Here is an 18,663-nt window from a genome sequence, read left to right on the forward strand (position 1 = left end):
AACGGGCATCACCCCTTTCCGTTAATAAAAGACCGCCGCTTTCCCCTGCGGTAGACGGCGGCCTCCCTCTTCTGTTACGCCAGCGTGCTCATCTGCTCTTCGCGAACCTCGCCTTCGAGCGGCGTGCCGGCCAGCAGCCGCTTCAATTCGTCGATCGCAAATTGGCCGACCCGCTTCACCCCGTTATTGACCGCTCCCGCGATATGCGGCGTCAAGATGCAATTCGGCAAGCTCCGCAGCGGATGGTCCGGCGCAGGCGGCTCCGGGTCGGTGACGTCGAGGCAGGCGAACAGCCGCCCCTTGCGGAGCTCCTCGACCAGCGCTTCCTCGTCCACGATGGAGCCCCGGGCCGTATTGATCAGGATCGCGTCGTCCTTCATGACGGCCAGCCGCTCGCGGTTGATCATCTTGTACGTCGCCGGAAGGGACGGGGCGTGAATGGAGACGACGTCGCTTGCGGCCAGCACGACTTCCAGCTCGGCCTTTTGCGCTCCCATAGCCGCCGCCTGCTCGGCCGTCATCACCGGATCGTAGATCATGATATGGACGTCGAAATTGCGCAGCAGACGGATATAGTGGCCGCCCGCTTTGCCGCCGCCGATGACGCCGATCGTCACCTGGTACAGCTCGCGCACTTTATCTCTGCCCGAACCCCAGCCGCCCAGGCGGGTCGACTGCGACAGCCACCACATATGCTTGAGCGAAGCGATCGTGAAGCCGAGCGCCGTCTCGGCTACGCCCCTGCCAAGCGGCCCGTTGGCGCTCGACACCCGGATGCCCCGCCGCCAAACTTCCGGGGTGACGATCCCTTTCACCGTACCTGCGGCGTGGAGCACTCCTTTTAATTTCGGGGCACCTTCCAAAATATCTCCGGTCAGCGCAGGGCACCCCCACGAGGTAATCGCGATGTCGGCTCCTTCGATAACCGCCTTCATGGCAACCGGCTGCATCGGCCCTTCCTGCTCGATCCGGGCGACCTCCCCGAGCGCGCTCAACTGCTCCCAGTGTTTCTCGCCAAAAATCCGTTGCTGTATTCGAGGTTCTGCCAGTACGGCTATTCGAACTCCCATCTTCTCTCCATCTCCATCCTTGTAAGTTGTGTCCGGCGTACCCGGTCCACTAAGCTTATGCCCGTTCGTTCCTTTATTTGTTTTTCTGCTTGTCGAGCTCCGCCTTCAGCTTCTCTTCGAGCTGGCGGATCGCCGTGTTCAGGTCGACCTTGCCTTGAGCGACCTCGATGAACGTCGTGCCGACGAGGTTTTGCTGCGTCGCGCCGGGAACGTCCAGCAGATCAGCCTTACGCTTCTGCGTATAAGGTGTCGGCGGGTAATGGTTAACGGCCTTCATGTTTTTCTTGCTGTATACCGGATGTCCGGTGCCGAGCGCACCTTCGATCTCCTTGCTGTTCAGCGTAGTCGTGATGCCCCGCTTGGAATCGGCCAGTTGAATCTCGTCCGAGAGCATCGCCATAATGACCTCGAACGCTTCTTCCTTATGCTTGCTCGTCTTGGAGAGACCCAGATAGGCCGGTCCCCGCTGCGGCGCCAGCTTCGGCGCTCCTTCCATGATCGGGTACGTCACCATGTCCCAGTTCACCGACTCGGGGATCGTCAAGTAGACACTGTGTTGATTCGGCATGAGTGCGACTTTTCCTTTGGAGAAGGCGGCATTTTCATTCGTATTCGTCGCCTCGATCTTGTTGTTCGGAATTTCATAAAACCGCTTCAGATTAGTGAACAGCAGCTTCCACTTCTCCGGGTCGGCGAGCTGATCCCGGGTCGGATCGAGAATCGGCAGCGAGAACGGATTGTCGCGCAGCGTATTAACCGGATTGGAGCTGAAGCCCCGGTACTCCACGCCTCCGTCCACACGCGTCATCTTTTTGGAGATGTCATAGATCTCATCCCAGGTCATGCCGTCCTTCGGATAAGCGACGCCGAATTTATCGAACAAATCTTTGTTGTAATACAGCACCTGCGGGAAATAAGGCGGCATCGGCAGCCCGTACACCGCTTCCGAACGTCCGGCGTCGATCACTTCGTCCATAAACACTTTAACGAATCGCTGCGTATCGTACTTGTTCGTCTTGATCAGCTCGGACAAGTCGTAGCCGATCCCGAGATCGAGGTAACTCGTGCGGATACTGGGCACGTCGAACCGGATAATATCCGGGATGTCCCCCGCCGCCACCAGCTCCGGCATCGTGGTTCCTTTCCCGTTGACGATATACTCGACCGTAATGTGCGGGAACTTCTGAGCGAACATCGCCTTGAACCGCTCGTTGAATTCCGCCGCCGACACGCCGCCGCCCCATATTTTCAACGTATACGGTTCCTTCGGCTTCGGCGCCGCCGGTGCCGGATCGCCTCCTTCCTTCGTACCCTGAGCTCCACAGGCGGACACCAGAACGGACATCAGAGCAGCTATAGCGATATACCCCTTCTTTTTAACCATAGCAACCACCCTCCCCTAAACATCTTGTTTGTTGTGTTTCAATACGGCGAAAACAGCTTCTTTCGCTTCGACCCCTTACGGACAAACATCCCCCTTATCGTTCTGTAGTCCCGCCGGTCATCGTGTATTGAATCGGGTTGTGGTGTCTTTCTAGTTCCAATGTTTCTAACGTTTATTTTAGAAAGCGCTTTATTTATTGTCAACTGGTTCCTTACTTATAGCCTTATATAAAGACACTGGTTTGGAATGGGTTGCAAGCAAATCCTTATAAAATAAGGGTTTTCTTTGGTTTATCTGCAAGTTTCCGACCTTCTTCAAAAATGTCCGGTCTATAATTGTGGTTTTCTTTTTTCTTATAAAAGGGAACCAGAACGATGTGATCTATGTAAGAACTGGCAGGCATTTTTTAGGCACGGATTTACTAGGTGCGTATTGGAATTCTGTTTGGGTTTACGCTTTGGATTTACGTTTTGGGTTTACGTCTTGGATTTACGTTTTGGGTTTGCGTTTTGGGTTTGCGTTTTGGGTTTGCGTTTTGGGTTTGCGTTTTGGGTTTGCGTTTTGGGTTTGCGTTTTGGGTTTGCGTTTTGAACTATGCCTTGGACTATATCTTGAAATCGCGTCCTGGCATTATGACTTGGAACTTGTCTTGGAATCACGCCCCGGTTTGTCCGTTGCATATTACGGGACGCCTGTCCATCATCAATAAAATTCCTATTCTCCCTTAAACACCCAATATGTTTCACGTGAAATCATCCGTTTATTTATATTGACAGACAAGTTTACACCGAAATATAATATATTATATATAATCTATAAATGATAGTTGATCTCCCCATTCACGCATATAAATAAGAAAAGCAACGGGAAATGTCCGCACGGTTTTGCATCGCTCAGGAAAGGAGGAGTCTATCCGGCAACAAACGTGCCCCGTCATCCGATAATCGCAGTTTTGTTTCCGCACCGGAGAGAACCATATCCGCACCCTGGACGAAGCCCGGCCGCATGTGGGCGGTCCACCCAGAGAGAGGTAAAGTTTCGTTGTCTGCCAACATCACACTTCGCTAACAAGCAAGCGGATTAACCAAAATAATCATGAGGTGATCGAAGTGAGCAAATCGGCATTGCCTTTGTTATTTTCCGCTTTATCCGTTGTGTTGATCCTTAGCGGCTGCAGCAAATCTCCCGGCACTACCGTTCAAGAGCCCGCCACTGGAGAACCCGCGAAACCGGCCATCCAAACCGAGCCGGTGACCGTCACGATCGGAGCGAATCCGTTCTTTTTGACGGACGAGGAACTGAAGAAGTACGTAGCCGACCCCGTGAAGAAAAAATATCCGCACATTACCGTAGTCCGGTCCAACGACATGCCGAAAGGAACCCAAACGGTAGAAGAAATGGTCGTGAACAAAAACATTCCGGACATCCTCGTCGACGCACCGTATGCGCTGATGAAAATAATCGGGCTGGGCGTCACCCAAAACATGGATGACCTGATCCGCAAGCATCAATTCGATAAAAACCGCCTCCTGCCCGAACTCATCGACTCCCTGAAAACCGCCACCGGCCTTGACTACATGGTATCGCTCCCCTTTTACAACAACGCCTTCGGCTTATTTTACAATGCCGACCTATTCGACAAATTCGCCGTCAGCTACCCGACCGACAAGATGACGTGGGAAGAGATTCAGAAGAAAGCTGTACAGCTCACGAGAGAGGAAGGAGATAAGAAGTATATCGGACTGTGGGCCGGCGACGCGATGTGGGGCGGGTATCAGCTCGGATTGCCGTATTTGGACAAAGAAAAGAAAAAAGCGATGCTGGACACGGAAGATTGGCGAAGCGTGCTGGCGCTGTGGAAGAGCTTGTACGATACACAAGGAGCGCTGATGCCCCCGGCCGGTACGAACTACGAGCAGCTGTTCTTCGACGGGCAGGTAGCGATCGCCTTCGGCCATATGGGAACGCTGCAGAAGCTGCGCGAGACGAACCCGTTCAACTGGAACGTGTTCACGTACCCGTCGAACAACAAAGCACCGGGCTTCGGCCAGCGGGCGGACACCTACAACATGCTGATCACGCAGCAAAGCAAAAACAAAGACGCCTCCTTCCAGGTCATCTCCGTCGTTCTGTCGGATGAAGTGCAGCTCGAATGGTCGCGCAACGGGAAGATGTCCGTCCTGAAGGACACGAGCATTCACAACGAATTCGGCAAAGCAATCACCGCCTTCCAAAACAAAAATGTAGCCGCTCTCACCAAAGCCAAGCTGCAAGTAATCCAGCCCTTCGTCTACGACTACCCCACTCTGCCGGTCATTCGGATCAACACCGCGTTTAACGAGGTGCTGCACCAAGGCAAAGACATCAACACCGCGCTGCGCGAAGCAAACGAGCTGATGGAGCAGGATACGAAAGCATTCCTGAAGTAAATGCTGGGGGGGGGCGGTTGTTCGAGGGGAACCGGTGCAGAGGGGCGGGGAGTCGTTAGGACGCTCTTGGAGGCTACGGAGCAGGTAGTCGCTAGGACGCTCCGGGTAGCTGAGGGGAAGGTAGTCGAACGAGTGCTCTTTTGACACGAATTGGCGGGTAGTTTCTACGGGAGCTTCATGAAACTATGGGGCGGAATCGGTAGCTATGGAGCAGGAAGTCGAACGAGTGTTTCGGAGTGCTATAGGGCGCAATGGGCCATGGGACGCCGCTGGGGATGTTGGATAATCTCGCAGGATCGATTTCATTTATACCGGTCCAATGGTTGATTCCCGCTCCCCCTGTCCCCTTTTTGCTACCTTTCTGCTACCCTCCTGCCCCCCATCCTGCTCCCCCCGCCTTCCACCTCCTTCATCTTCTCAGCAAGCCGGTGGACGCGATCGTTCGAGAGGTGGCATAGCGGTCTTTAGCAGCTCTTATTTTCAACAAATCGGGTTATTCATCCAAAATAAGGGATGAACGGGACCCTTATTACAGACGGAAAACGCCATTTCGCCCTTACACCGCTGAAATAAAGGCTGCAAAAAGCTCTTATTTCTCCAAATTTGGCAGATCCGCCGATTTAAGAGCTGCTAATCGCTCTTATTTCAGGCAGATCGGATTCTACGAACTAGCTGGGGCCACGACGCCCTGACCTACTTTGGCCTGCCCTGCTCTGCTCTGTTCTGTTCTGCCCTGCTCACCATCGTCGCGGCGCGAAGCTACATATACTCATCACTTTCAGGAACAACAGCCGAACTTCACAATATGCAGCACGGCAGTCCTCTCCGGATCAGGATATTCCGCCAAACGGAGGATGCCGGAGCTCCCTCCGCTTACCACGAACAAGGCGGTGAAGCAAGGCAATGAGCCATGCCGCGGGTGAGGCGGCCCCGAACCCGCGCCGGCTGCTGCTCCCTTTACCCAAACAAGGAGGGCCAAGCATGAACCTGCAAAAAATGCCGTGGTACCAAAGCAGCTTCCGGCGCTGCCTGATCGATATGCACATTCCCGACTGGGACGAACGGTTTCTGTCGGAGCTGGACCCGCAAGCCTACGTGGACCTGATGACCCTCGCCCGTGTCGACACCGCGATGATCTATGCCGACTCCTGCCTCGGCATCTGCTACTGGCCGACTCCCATCGGCCATATGCATGGAGGCATCCGAGGCCGGGACATGCTCGGGGAGATCGTCGCAGGCTGCCGGGAGCGCGGAATCAACGCGATCGTGTATGACAACTTTTGGTCCAAGTGGGCCTACGACAACTACCCCGAATGGCGGTTCATCTCCGATGAAGGCAAAGGCACGGCCGACTATTTATGGACCAAGGGCCGCTATGGCGTCTGCTGCTTCAATACGCCCTACCGCGGGTTCATGCTGGCGCAAATCGAAGATTTGTGCGACCGCTACGCGTTTGACGGCATGTGGATCGACATGATCTTTTGGCCGTATTCGCCCTGTCACTGCCCCGGCTGCAAGCGACGATACCGCGAAGAAACCGGAGCCGAGCTGCCGCTCAAGGCCGACTGGGCCGATCCGGGCTGGGTCCGATTCCAGCGTACCCGGGAAGCCTGGCTGGCGGAATTCATCGGCGAACTGGCCGCCGTCGTAAGGCGTAAGCGTCCCGGCGCTTCCTTCGGCCATCAATTTTCGGCATGGTCGACCGGCTGGCGGACCGGGATGACCAACGCCGCTTTCCGCAACAGCGATTACGCCAGCGGGGATTTTTACGGGGATGCGCTGCATCAGTCGTTTACTTGCAAAGCTTTGTACGAGTTAAGCGAGAATAAGCCGTTCGAATTTATGACCTCCCGCTGTCCCGATCTGAGCGATCATACGACGACCAAGCCCGCCGAGCTGCTGCGCGCGCAGATGTTTTCCGCCTTGGCGCATCAAGGCGCCTTCCTGTTCATCGACGCCATAGACCCGTCCGGGACACTGGACCGCCGCGTATACGAAATGATGGGCCGCTTGTACAAGGAACTCGAACCGTTCGAGCCGTTCCTCGATCACAACGCCGAATTCTGCTATGACGCAGCCATCTATATGAATTTCGAATCCGCGATCGAGCCGTACGACGGCGAGGATTCCTACATGAACAGAGCTACCAGTGCGGCAAAATCCCTAAGCGACGCTAATATCCCTTACGGCGTACTCACGAAAAAAAATTTGCGGCAGTTGGCGCAATGCCAAATTGTCATCCTGCCGAACGTGCTGATGCTCGATCAGGAGGAAACGGAAGCGTTCACCCGGTATGTGCAGAACGGAGGAAGTCTCTACGCCAGCAAACGAACGTCGCTGATGGACAAAGACGGCGTCCGGTTGGGAAATTTTCAGCTGTCCGAGCTGTTCGGCGTATCCTGGAAGGGCGAAACGGAAGAAACGGTCACGTATATCGCCCCTTCCCCGGACAGCACCTGCAGCTTGCAGCCGTTCAACGCCGCCTATCCCGCCATGCTGAGAGGAACGCAGCTACTCGTCGAGCCATCGAAGGACACCCGGCTGGAAGCGACCATCACCCTACCCTACGTCGATCCGCAAAGAGTCGACGCGTTCGCTTCGGCCATCAGCAATCCGCCGGGGAAACCGACGTCCTGGCCGGCGATTACGCGCCGCCGCTACGGGCAAGGTCAAGTCGTGTACGCAGCGGGGGACATCGAAAGCTCGCCGCACCAAGGCCAGCGCGAGCTATTCGCCAGCTTGATCCGTTCTCTACGCTCGAAGCCTTTCCACTATGAATCGGATGCGCCCAAGTGTGTCGAGATCACCCTCTTTCACGATGCGCACCTAAACCGGTACCGCCTTCACCTGCTTAACTTTCAGCAGCAATTGCCCAACATTCCCGTCCATGGGATCGGCATCCAACTGCATATCGGCGCCAAACGTCCGCTTCGTCTCCGAACCGTACCCGACGGACAACCGATCGGTTTCACTGCCGGGGATGGCGCAGTATCCTTTACTGCGCCAAAGCTGGATACATTCCTGATGCTGCTGCTGGAATATTCCACGGAAACCGGGACAATCCCCGCGGCCATCGCCCAGTCTCATCCATCGGCTGATGCCGCTCCCTAGCAAGCCGCCTCCCTTGATCACCGCCTCGGGCAAAACCTGAAACAAGCGGGCCCCCATCGGCCCGCTTCGTCTTTGACAAACTCCAGTCCGATCGTTCCGCCCGCCGTGGGATGGAACTGATACTTTCACTTTAGCCGCTCATTGCACTGTTTGTCATTTGGATAAATGCGGCAAAAATCCGATTCAGCTGTTGCCTGTGAAGTTCTACCGGAAATAAAACTTCCGCTATTTGTTTCAGGCAGCAGGAAATAAACATGTAACGGAACAATTTGTTCCGCTATTTTCGGGAAAATCGCCTATATCCCCTTACTAAGTCGAAATAACGGAAGTCATACTTCCGCTACAGCGTGAAAGTTACGTACATCGCGGAAATAACGGAAGTTTTTCTTCCGCTACCCTATGGAGTGTACGCAGGGATGTTACAAGCGGGGGCCGCTTCGCAGAATTCGGGCGAAACTTACCCTTACCCGCAATTGTATGGGGCCCCTATTTCCTCGACAAAAAACAGCAGCCCGCACCTACAAGCAGGTCCGAACTGCCGTAACCCCGCCAACCAGCAGCGCCATTCAAACGCCCAGCGGAATCGCAAACATCTCCGGTGCCGCGGAATACGAGACGATCAGCTCGTCACCCGGCATCAGGGCGTACAAGTTGTTGACCGGAAGTCCGGACGTCCCGCCGCCCACAACCGTCTGGTCGCCCCCGCGCTTGAACTGCACCAGCGTCACCGTCCCGCCTCGTACAGCCACTTGCTGCAGATGGCCTGCGCTATTCGCATACGTAAACGGCGACGCCCCGACCGTTATGCCGGTTCTCGGCTTGGGAACCGTTATAAACTGGCTCGTATCGTGGTCGAAAATATCGCGGATCGTCGAGTCCGCCCCGTTGTCGAACACCCCGCCCGCCGACGTATTCCAGTAGTTGACGGTTAATTTCTCAATCCGGGTACGGCGGGCCCCCGCATCGGTCTGAATCCGCTCATGCAGCCCCCCGCTCACCTCGGCATTCAGCGAGCCGACGGCAAAGTGCAGCTTTTTCGCCGAATAACAATTGATCAGCTTCGTAAATTCGCCCTGATCCATCAAGTCATCGGTTCCGTTGCCCTCGAAGCCGAGCCCGGTAAACGAATTAAATCTGCAGCCCGGCGCGACGACTACGCCGTGGATGCCGATCGCTTCCGAGGTGCCGCCGACAAACGTATTCTGGTCCCCGTCCGCGATGCGGATGCCGATCCCGGTCAACCCTTCGATAATCGGGTTGATGAACGTATTGCAGGTCGAGCGCAGGTTGCGCGACGGCGATTTGCTGATATGAATGCCTGTGTACGGCTTGCTCGTCATCGGCTGCTCGTTCACCGAGCAGGTGACGCTCTCGAACACGCTGGCCACCGTCCAATTCAGCTTCAGCGCCGTGCCCGTCGCCGAATTCGCCTCGCGCAGGTTCACGTTCCGGACGACCAGATGCGAAGCGTTCTCCGTAAACAATAAATCGGTGATTGCCGGGTTGCCTTCGATCGTCAAGTTCTCGACCGTTATCCCGTAGATGACCGACGGACCGAACGGGCTGCCGTCTGCGACAAAGGCCCTCCCCGATCCGGTATACTTCAGAACCGTGTCATGCTTGCCCGCTCCTCTGACCGACAAGTACGAGTAGCCCCAGTTCGGGCTGGCCGATGTGGCGCAAACGCCCTTCGGCAGTACGATCGACCGCCGACCGCTGGCAACCGCATAGGCGATCGCCTGGGTCAGCAGTACGCCGTTATCGGTCGAGCCATCCATAATGGCCCCGAACCAGGTCGGGTTGACCGGTCCTCCGGACGCCCTTAGCCAGCAGCCCAGCCCGGTCGGGCTCGTCTCGCCCGTTCCCGCCAGGAAAGCGGGCAGATTAGCCACCGTCCCGTTCCACGGAACGGTAGGGCTGATGACGACTCCGCCGTTATGGCCCGACTTGGGCTCGGACGCCTTCCACACAAACTCCCCGCCGCCGTTCACGTCCGCCGGCAAGGAAAGGGCGGAAGCCCCGCCGGGATGCGTCGCAAAAACGGACAATACCCGGACAATCTGGCCGTCGGGCAGCGAGCTCGTGTCCAGGGCGAGCAGGTCTGTCACGGAAGGAACGGCGATGACGCAATCTTCGTCGCTTTTTTTGCCTTTTGCTTCGGCGGATGGTTCGCCCGGAATTCCGGCTGCGGCCAGCGCCACACCGGCCATCCCCATCGCGGTGAGCAGCTTTCTGCGGCTTAACGGGCGCTTCGGGCTTGCCGGCGCGCCTGGCTCTTCCCTATTTAAACGATCCATATAGTTCCCTCCCGGATTATGAATCTCCCTGGGCGCTTCTCCCGTCATTACCGGCGCTGCCGTTCGCTCCCTACCCTTGCACATCCTCCAGCACAGCCATCGCGTGCAGCTCCAGCACCGGTATCGTAAATACGATGCCGTCCCCCTCTTCGTCGAAAGGAAGCGGCTCCAGCTGAGGCGCCAAATAAAGCCGCGCTGGCTTGGCCCAGATGCGCACCTTAATGTTGTGAAGCGGCCATATTTCCTCCATAAACGTTTTCGAGCCCGCCGCCTTTTCCTCGCGCACCTGTACGAGATGCACGATCCACCGCGAAGCCTGGCGCATCAGATTAACCTCCACCCCGATCGGCGCGTCGACCTCGATCAGCGGCTTCGGACGAAGCAGCTTGTAGCCGTCCATGTAGATCCGGCGCAGCCATGGAGAGCCCGTCTTCCAATACGACGCCTCGAGCGGAGCAGACAGATACAGGCATGCGCCTTTGCCGTAAGGATACAGCGTAATCGCCGGATCGTCCGTCCGGATCGCCGGATGGGCATGCTGATGATACACGTGCCGATGCGTCTTCGTCTCCATGGCGGGCTCCATATACACAGACAGCACCCTTGCCTCCGCAGACGGCCGCACCCGCAGCACCGGCGTATTCGTCCCTTTCACGAGCACCGGCATATCCGGAACGCTGGCGAACACGCCCTTATCGAAATCGGCCATATAATTAACGCTGTACCTCGACGTATCGTCGAAGTCCACGCCAAACACGTCCGACAGCCCGAAGTTCGCTTTACGCACCCCTTCTTCGGTGTAAAGAGACGTCCGGTGCGTAGCGATCAATAGGCCCCCGCCGCGGACGAACTCGCGAACCGCCTCCTCGACCTCCGGGGACACATACGCCTGGTCCGGCATCGCGAGGACGGCATATCCGCCGAGCTGCTTCACCAGATCGCGCTCCGACAACACATCGAAGTGGACGTTCCCTTCGATCAGCATCCGGTTGATCCCGTTCAGCGCGTCGTCCGCGTGATTCGGCAGCGACGTGGCTTCGAACATGCGCCGGTTGTGAACACCGTGCAGCACCGCTACGTCAGGGACGCTGGACGCTCCAATCAGCCACTCCTCCCGCTCGCGGATAAAATCGTTCGCCTCCTTGATCGCCTCTACAACCGGCGAAGGAAGCGCCCCCTTGAGCGCGCCCGACGGAAGCGGCACGTGGCCGAAGCTGATCGAGCCGCCGCCCGATACCGTAATCGCCGCTGCCGCCCTCAGCGTCGCCGCCGGGGCGAGCGTCCACTCCCCCCAGCTCCCCATCTCGCTTGGCATCATCAGCTCGAAAGGCTTGCCTTTCGTCCGCTTCCACTTGGCTAGCAGGCTGCCGTACAAATAAATCGGCGGATGAAATTCGGAGGTTAAATAATCCGCCCGCTCATCCGGCTCCATATGCGCAAACGCCAGGTCCCCGGCATGATTCCAGCCGATCTCCAGATCCGGATTCAGCTTCTTCAGCCTGCCAGTTATAAACCGCAAAAAGTCGGCGCGAATATCCCGCTGGAACTGCTGCCATCTACGCAGGTCGGCCGAGCCCGGAGGCGGCGAGACGGGCGGCGTTTGCCCATACTTCTCCACATACCATTTGCGGCAGTAGTCGCAGTGGCAGGAAGACGGCCAGACGTATGTAATATCGAAGAAAAAGCCGTCCACCGTATACCGCTCGGCAATCTCCGACAGCTGTGCGGCCACGTAATCCCGGTACGGGGAATTCAGGCAGAGCAGATCGTAGAAGCCGAATGCGTTCGTGACCGGCGCGCCGTCCTTATCCCGCTGCCGGTAGTCGGGATTGGCGCCCGCGACGTAGCTGTTCAGTCCGACATTGTAATAAGCGATCAGACGGATGCCGTTCCGGTGCGCCTCCGTCACCGCTTCCTCCAGCAGATCTTTGCCCGCCAGCTTCGCGTTTTTTTTGCCGATTCGGGTGTCGTAGTAGGAAGTTCCGAACGCGTCCTTGGTCATGAACGTCAGCGTCTGCATCCCGGCCTCGGCCATCTCCCGCATATAACGCGGAACGTCGAAGGCGATCTCCGGCACGGCCTCCCCGATATGGAAATCAAGCAGCCCTCTTCGAAGTGTTGTGCGATACAAGCTCATTATTCGTCAGCTCCTGTTTCTTTCGGATTCGTTCATTCGTCCTGATGGATCGGAACGTTGCTGCGGCACACCCGTTATTCGGACGCTTGCCGCGGCTTGGTTACGCACGGCCGACCGGGATCGTCCCGGCCCGCGCCGGGACTTCCCTCGGTAGTCGGCGGGATTAGTTTCGCTTCGCCTCCGCGACCGCCTTATCCGCTTCTTCCGCCGCTTCGCGCAGCGCCGTGTTCAGATCGACCGTCCCTTTGACGATATCGGGAATCCGCTTCGTGAGCAGCCCTTCCACGGACAGCTGGTACTTCGATTTGGCGGCGATCGGGGCCGGCTTGTTGTGGAAAATCGCCTTCCAGTTTTTATCCTTAAAGGCGGATTCCGAGGCATACGCTTTCTTGATGTTCTCGTCCTCGATTACCGGCATAATGCCCTGCTTGGAGAAGTTCATCTGCTGTTCCGCAGACACCAAATATTTGATGACCTCCATCGCCGCGTCTTTATTCGGGGAAATCGACGTGATGCCGAACACGAACGGCGCCATCTGCGACCCCACGCCGGGCTTATCCCGAAAGGTCGGAAGCGAGACGAGATCCCAATCGATTTTTTCCATGTCCTTCGGCACCGCAAACGGAAATTGCGAATGGAAGGCAAACATCGCTAGTTCCTGGCTGTTCGTCAGCTCCAGTCGGTACGGGACGGCTTTCAGCGCCGTCACACGGTCTTTGTAGCCTTGATCGGCTCCGGGGTCCAGGAAATAAGCCGAGATCATCTTTTTCCAGACGTCGGTCTGGAACGTCGCTTTGTCCGCGGCGTCCAGATAAGGCTGCGAGAGCTGGTTGTTGCCCAGCAAATGCGGAGCCGAAGCGGCGAATCCGACGTACTGCTTATCCTCTTTGCGCGTCAGCTTCTTGGCCAGTTCCAGCGTCTCGTCCCAGAACATCCCGTCCTTCGGATAAGACACCCCGAACTTGTCGAACAGCCCCTTGTTGTAATACAACACCTGCACCGTATTGGTGACCGGCAGCGCGTGCAGCTTCCCTCCTCCGGAGCTGCGGATGCCGTCGATCAGCGTTTGCTGGAACGCCCCCAGATTGACTCCGTGTTTTTTGACCAGCTCGCTCATATCGTATTGGAGACCGACCGTTTCCGACAACTGCGGGTAATAGGCGATCGACTGGTACATAATATCGATTTGCTGCTTCTGAGCCAGCAGCTCGTTCAGCGTTTTTCCTTGACTGTGCGGAATATATTTGATCGTGTAGTCGGGAAATTTTTTGCGGAGCGCGTTGCCGTACTGCCCGTTAAACATGTCTTCGTTATCTCCGGAATTGGAGTGGATGACGAGCTCGATCGGCTGTGCGGGCTTAGGCGCGGGTTGTCCTGCCGCCTCTTTGTCCGCGTTCCCTTCCGCAGTGCCACCGCCCGTACCGCTGCCGCCGCCTGTCCCGCCGCATCCGGCCACCACGGCAATCGCCGCCACCATACTGATCAAAGCCAGCTTCTTCTGAGCCATTCGTATATCCCCCTTGACGTTACTCGGTTGATGGGTTGCCGCGCTCCCGGTACCATTCGTTCACCTCGTCCGTCATCTCCCGGCCGCCGATCCCCTCCCACTGCTCGACGAACCATTCGAACGTCTCGACCGGCTGCAGCCCCAGTACGATTTTCATAAATGTCTCCGACTGCAGCTTGCCGAGCGCTTCGCTTCTTCGCTGGGTGACCGGCAGGGGGAGCGACACGAGCCGCTCGCGCTTATACAAATCTTGCTTGCGATAATACTCGGCCACCGACAACGACCCGCCTTTGCTGAACATATAGTCCCACATCCAGCCGTCGGTCTCGCCGTTTCTTCGGTACGATTCGATGCGCTGCAGCACTCCTTTATCTTCGGGAGTAAGCTTGGAGCGGTCGTTCGTCTCCATCGCCTCGATAATCCGGAGGCTTTCGTCCACATTTTTGTACTGCTTGGTCAGGGAAACCAGAGCCGTTTTCCATACCGGATTGTTCTCTCTGGATTGATTGAATTCGTAATACGCTTGCTCGGAGTTGTTCTCGTAATAAGTCTCGATCCAGAAATCGAGCAGCCGCAATATCGCCTCCGGACGCTTCACTTCCTTGCTGACGACCCAGTAACCGCTTACATCCAAAGGAACCTGCGGGCGCGCTTTCGTATCGTCGATCGATGGCAGCGGGTACGCCTTCCATTCCATAGCCGGGTCCCGTTTCTTGGCCTGATGCAGCGGATACGAACCGGCGAACGGAGAGGCGTAAAACATCCCGATCTTCCCGTCCACGACGGATTCGAATACGTTCAGCTCATCCTTGACGCCGAAGTCCGGGTCGATCTGTCCGGATGCGTATAGCTCCCGCAAACCGGCGAGCGCCCGCTTCATCTCCGGCTGCACCGTCCCGTAGGCCAGCCCCTCGCCCGCCTTGATCCATAAATTCCGGTACGCATGGAAGCCATTGAAAAAACCGGCCGCCAGGTTGAAATTCCGGTCCATCGCCAGCCCGTACGTATCGTGAATGCCATTGCCGTCCGGATCACGGGACGTAAAGGCCGCACTAATATCCATCACATCGGCGATCGATCCCGGTTCCGGCAAATTCAGCTTTCTCAGCCAATCCGTCCTGACGTGAAGCACCTGCGCGGCTTCGGAAAGCGTGCTCGTCCACGGAATGGCCATCAGCCTCCCGCCGATCGTACCCAGCCGGAGCGCATCCGGACCCCGGTCGTCCAGCAGCTTACGGGTCCGTTCGGACACATGAGCGGCGTACACATCCGTTAAATCCGCAATCAGCCCGTTCTCGGCCAACTGCTGCAGCTGGGCGGCGTTCACCCGGAACAGATCGGGGATATCCCCGGAGGCAATCATCAGATCCAGCTTCCGGTTATACTGGCTGCTGTCGTCGGACCAGAGCGTCTCGACCCGGATGCCGAGCCGCTGCTCATAGGCGCGCGTCCACGGATTGTTATTGTAGGAATCACCCGGCGCAAACCGCACCCCCGGCTCGTTGACCCGGATCGTTCGCAGCGTAATCGGAGGGTCGTACTTCATGTTATCATGGCTGTCGCCGCTCCATACCGCTTCCGTCGCCGGTAAAGCCGCAGGAGCATGGCCGTCGCCGGCACTACCGGCTGCCGACGGCATCACGTTCCGCTCCGGAACCGGCTCGCAGGCGCTTACCAGGAACGCCAGCAGCAGCAGGCGCGATACAAGCCGGATATACGGCTTGGGTACGGCACGCCCGTGTCGGAATAAGCACGACTTGGTGCGGGCGGCGGAGGTTTTTACCGTCATCCGTTTCTCGTGTGAGTCCGGGACGATATTATTGGTCATGTTGTCAGCCGTATGGATGGCCGTCAGGCCGCCCGCACAGCTGACCACATTTTCAGCGTTGCTGCTAAGCGTCTGGCCGGTTGTTGGGCCGAGTGTGCTTGTAGCTGTGCGGCTGTTGTTTACACCAGTACCTGGGTTGTCAGCCGTTCTGCTGACATAAGAGCCGTGTCTGTTTTTCCGCATCATCTGCTGTCTCCTCTTCTGTGCCCATCCCCTCCCGAAACCCGTTTGCCGGCACCTGTAGATTAGCCGATGCCGGCCGGATTCGGAAGCCGCAAGTTTCCACATTTCGCACCCGGTTTGGGAAAAGACGAACAAAAGTGAATCGGGGAATAAATAATGAATTTGAGAAGATCGTACCATAATTGATATTCAAATTATATATAATGTTTTATATAATAAGAATAACGGTTTGAATGAGAGCACTTTACCCGGGATTAAACTCGCTGCATCTGCATACAAAGCTTCGGATAGGGGGATCGGTCATGGCATCCGGCTGGAAAGCACACCGCCATTCTTTTTTTACCAAACTGCTGCTCGCCTTCCTGATCGTCGGGTCGGTTCCGTTTCTGTTCCATATGTTCGCTTCCAACATCTTCATCGGCAGCATCCGTTCGGAGATCGTTAAAAACACGGACCTGCGGATGAACTATTCCGTAGCCAAATACGAGGACCATTTCCGCAAGCTGGAGGAGGCCGTCGCCCCCTTTCTGAACAGCTCCAGGTTCGCGGCCATTACCGGCGAAGCCGACAAGTACGGGTATTTTAATGCAGTAAACGCGTTGCGCGAAGAATTCGCCAAGCTTTCCTCCGCCTCCAACAATCTGTATGTGCATAATGTGTTCATTGCGTTTCAGGACAAGGACTTGCTGATCGACAAGACCGGTCTTGTGCCGGCGAAGGACTTCTATATGCGTCAATACATGCATTCCGATTACGGCGAAGCTTTCTGGTCGGAGCCTTTCCGCGAGCCGTACCGGAGCCGCATCTTTCCTGCCGTCCGCTTCGATAAGGAGCAGTTGGACGGCTCGCATGAGCAGACGGGCTTGTATTTCCCCATCATCTTTAAACATAAGATCAACCAAACCTTCTACATCGGCGTGCTGCTGGATGCGGAGGCGCTGTCTCGAAGCTATTCGCTGTCAGGCAGCGACGTGTTCCAAATCTCCGGCCCTGACGGCCGGTTGCTTTACAGTTCCGACCGGGCCTCCGTTGTAAACGCTGCCAATGCAACCTCTCTTCCGCAAACGGGAACGGGTACGGGGACGGACGGCGGTTATTTTACCGAAAGCGGCAACTATATATTCCAAATCCATGGGCAAGCTACCGGCCTGTCGTACGTCAATTTCGTCCCTAACGAACAGATTACCGCCCAGTTGCATCGGTTGAATGCCGTATGGCTCGTGCTGCTTGTCCTGTCCGTTCTGGTGAGCTTTCTTCTCTCCGTCATTTTAAGCTTTAAGTTCAAGCAGCCGATCCAGAAGCTCGTCCATTCGCTGCAGCGAAGCAGCCCGGACATCCAGCTGCGCAGTACGATCTCCGAATTCAAGCTGATCGGCGACCGCCTTCAGGATCTGATCGCTTCCGGGAACCGGATTCGCGACGATTTGCACCAGAAGACGAAAATGCTTGAGAAATATGGCTATTTGGATCTCGTCAAGCGAATAAATGTCAACCACAAGGATGTCCGCTCGCTGGTCGATACGTCCAAGCCGTTTTATTTCATCCTGTTTCAAATCGAACGGACCCGGCGTTTCCGCGAGCTCGGCATCGGCGATCAGCAGTTGACGGGGTATATTGTGGAGTTTATTAATCTGAGCATGCAGCAGCGGTTCCCCGGGGCGATTACCGCCCAGAGCGAGAAAGATCTGCTGTTTGCGATCGTGTTCGCGGAGACGGCGGGCAGCGACGGCGAATCGACGCCGGACGTGTATGAGGAGAATTCGGGTCGGGAGACCGAAGTGGCCGGCAGCAAGCGCGACAGGGGGGACGGCGCAGACGGTTTCGGCTTATGCGTCGAGCTGATGGACCAGCTTGCCCGTATGAAGCAGGTGTTCGACCGGGATGGCGGCTTTTATTATTTAACGGTCGCCTTTAATCCGTCCTTGCGAAGCGCAAGCGAATTCACCGCCGCTTACGAGGACGGGATGGAGCTGCTGCGCCAGCGGCGGTTGGAACCGCTCACGCAGATTGTACGGGAGAAACATCCGGTGCGGGACGACCTTCATTTCAGTCCCGCCGAGGAGCGCGAGTTCGCCGCTTCGCTTCAGTCGGGTCATGCGTCCGCCGCCGTGGAGCTTGTCCGGAGAATGTTGCATCGTGTGGGCAAAGCCGACGCCACCGCGTGGCAATACCGGCAGTTCGCGCAGGAGATCGTCTCCAAGCTGCTGATGGCGCTTACCGCGCAGAGAATCGATCCGGTGGAATGGCACGGGGAAACTCCCATATACGAGTTAGCCAGAGATTTGGCAACCGCCGAAGAATATGCCGATTTTCTGGATACGTGGACCCGCCGGGCCGCAGCGCTGATCGAGGGCAAATTGTCCGAGACCGACCCGATCCTCGACTTCATCCGTCGTTACGTCGAATCCCATTATGGGGAAGATATTCAGCAGGAGACCGTCGCCGGCAAGCTGAACATCTCCGCCGGGTATATGTGCAACTACATCAAAAGCCGCAGCGGTGTCACGTTCACCGACCTGCTGAACGACGTTCGTGTCAATAAAGCGAAAGAGATGCTCGAGGCAACCGACTGCAAAATTAACGAGGTCGCCTCGCTGGTCGGCTACCAAAACGCGAACTCCTTCACCCGCATGTTCCGCAAGCTGACCGGACTTACGCCGCTCGAATACCGGCGGGAACGGCGTATGGCGGCGGAGGGGTAGCCGGGGAAAGGACGG

At 56.8% G+C, this 18,663-nt stretch carries 9 protein-coding genes; 3 read left to right on the forward strand and 6 right to left on the reverse strand.

The annotated features are described in order from the left end of the window. Nucleotides 1-74: 74 nt before the first annotated feature. Nucleotides 75-1,070 carry a hydroxyacid dehydrogenase gene (locus tag IDH45_RS11110; RefSeq protein ID WP_190927536.1) on the reverse strand — a complete coding sequence of 332 codons (996 nt, stop codon included), beginning with the start codon at nt 1,068-1,070 and terminating at the stop codon, nt 75-77. Between the two features lie 73 nt (nt 1,071-1,143). Further along, nucleotides 1,144-2,454, reverse strand: coding sequence for an ABC transporter substrate-binding protein (locus IDH45_RS11115; protein WP_190927538.1), 1,311 nt, complete (start codon nt 2,452-2,454; stop codon nt 1,144-1,146). A gap of 1,109 nt (nt 2,455-3,563) precedes the next feature. Here IDH45_RS11115 and IDH45_RS11120 point away from each other — a divergent pair. Both IDH45_RS11120 and IDH45_RS11125 read left to right on the forward strand, forming a co-directional pair. After that, nucleotides 3,564-4,883, forward strand: coding sequence for an ABC transporter substrate-binding protein (locus tag IDH45_RS11120; RefSeq protein WP_190927540.1), 1,320 nt, complete (start codon nt 3,564-3,566; stop codon nt 4,881-4,883). A gap of 981 nt (nt 4,884-5,864) precedes the next feature. Beyond that, nucleotides 5,865-7,994: a beta-galactosidase trimerization domain-containing protein gene (locus IDH45_RS11125; protein ID WP_190927542.1), complete on the forward strand. Its 2,130-nt coding sequence runs from the start codon at nt 5,865-5,867 to the stop codon at nt 7,992-7,994. Nucleotides 7,995-8,560: 566 nt separating this feature from the next. Here the strand turns inward: IDH45_RS11125 and IDH45_RS11130 are convergent. The 4 genes from IDH45_RS11130 to IDH45_RS11145 all read right to left on the reverse strand — a co-directional run bounded on the left by IDH45_RS11130 (nt 8,561) and on the right by IDH45_RS11145 (nt 15,949). Further along, nucleotides 8,561-10,291: a glycosyl hydrolase family 28-related protein gene (locus IDH45_RS11130; RefSeq protein ID WP_190927544.1), complete on the reverse strand. Its 1,731-nt coding sequence runs from the start codon at nt 10,289-10,291 to the stop codon at nt 8,561-8,563. Between the two features lie 70 nt (nt 10,292-10,361). Further along, nucleotides 10,362-12,428 (reverse strand): beta-galactosidase trimerization domain-containing protein, encoded by a 2,067-nt coding sequence (locus IDH45_RS11135; protein WP_190927546.1) that lies wholly within the window; start codon nt 12,426-12,428, stop codon nt 10,362-10,364. A gap of 163 nt (nt 12,429-12,591) precedes the next feature. Continuing rightward, complete coding sequence (locus tag IDH45_RS11140) at nt 12,592-13,935, reverse strand: ABC transporter substrate-binding protein (RefSeq protein WP_190927547.1); 1,344 nt, start codon at nt 13,933-13,935, stop codon at nt 12,592-12,594. A 19-nt stretch (nt 13,936-13,954) separates the two neighbouring features. Next, the gene (locus IDH45_RS11145; RefSeq protein WP_190927548.1) at nt 13,955-15,949 is read right to left on the reverse strand and encodes an extracellular solute-binding protein; all 1,995 of its coding nucleotides are present in this window, start codon (nt 15,947-15,949) and stop codon (nt 13,955-13,957) included. Between the two features lie 299 nt (nt 15,950-16,248). Here IDH45_RS11145 and IDH45_RS11150 point away from each other — a divergent pair, with 299 nt between their 5' ends. Beyond that, on the forward strand, nt 16,249-18,648 hold the full coding sequence (locus IDH45_RS11150) for a helix-turn-helix domain-containing protein (RefSeq protein WP_190927550.1): 2,400 nt from the start codon (nt 16,249-16,251) through the stop codon (nt 18,646-18,648). The last annotated feature ends 15 nt before the right edge of the window (nt 18,649-18,663 follow it).

Origin of the sequence: Paenibacillus oceani (assembly GCF_014705615.1) — a bacterium.
GTDB lineage: Bacteria > Bacillota > Bacilli > Paenibacillales > NBRC-103111 > Paenibacillus_AB > Paenibacillus_AB oceani.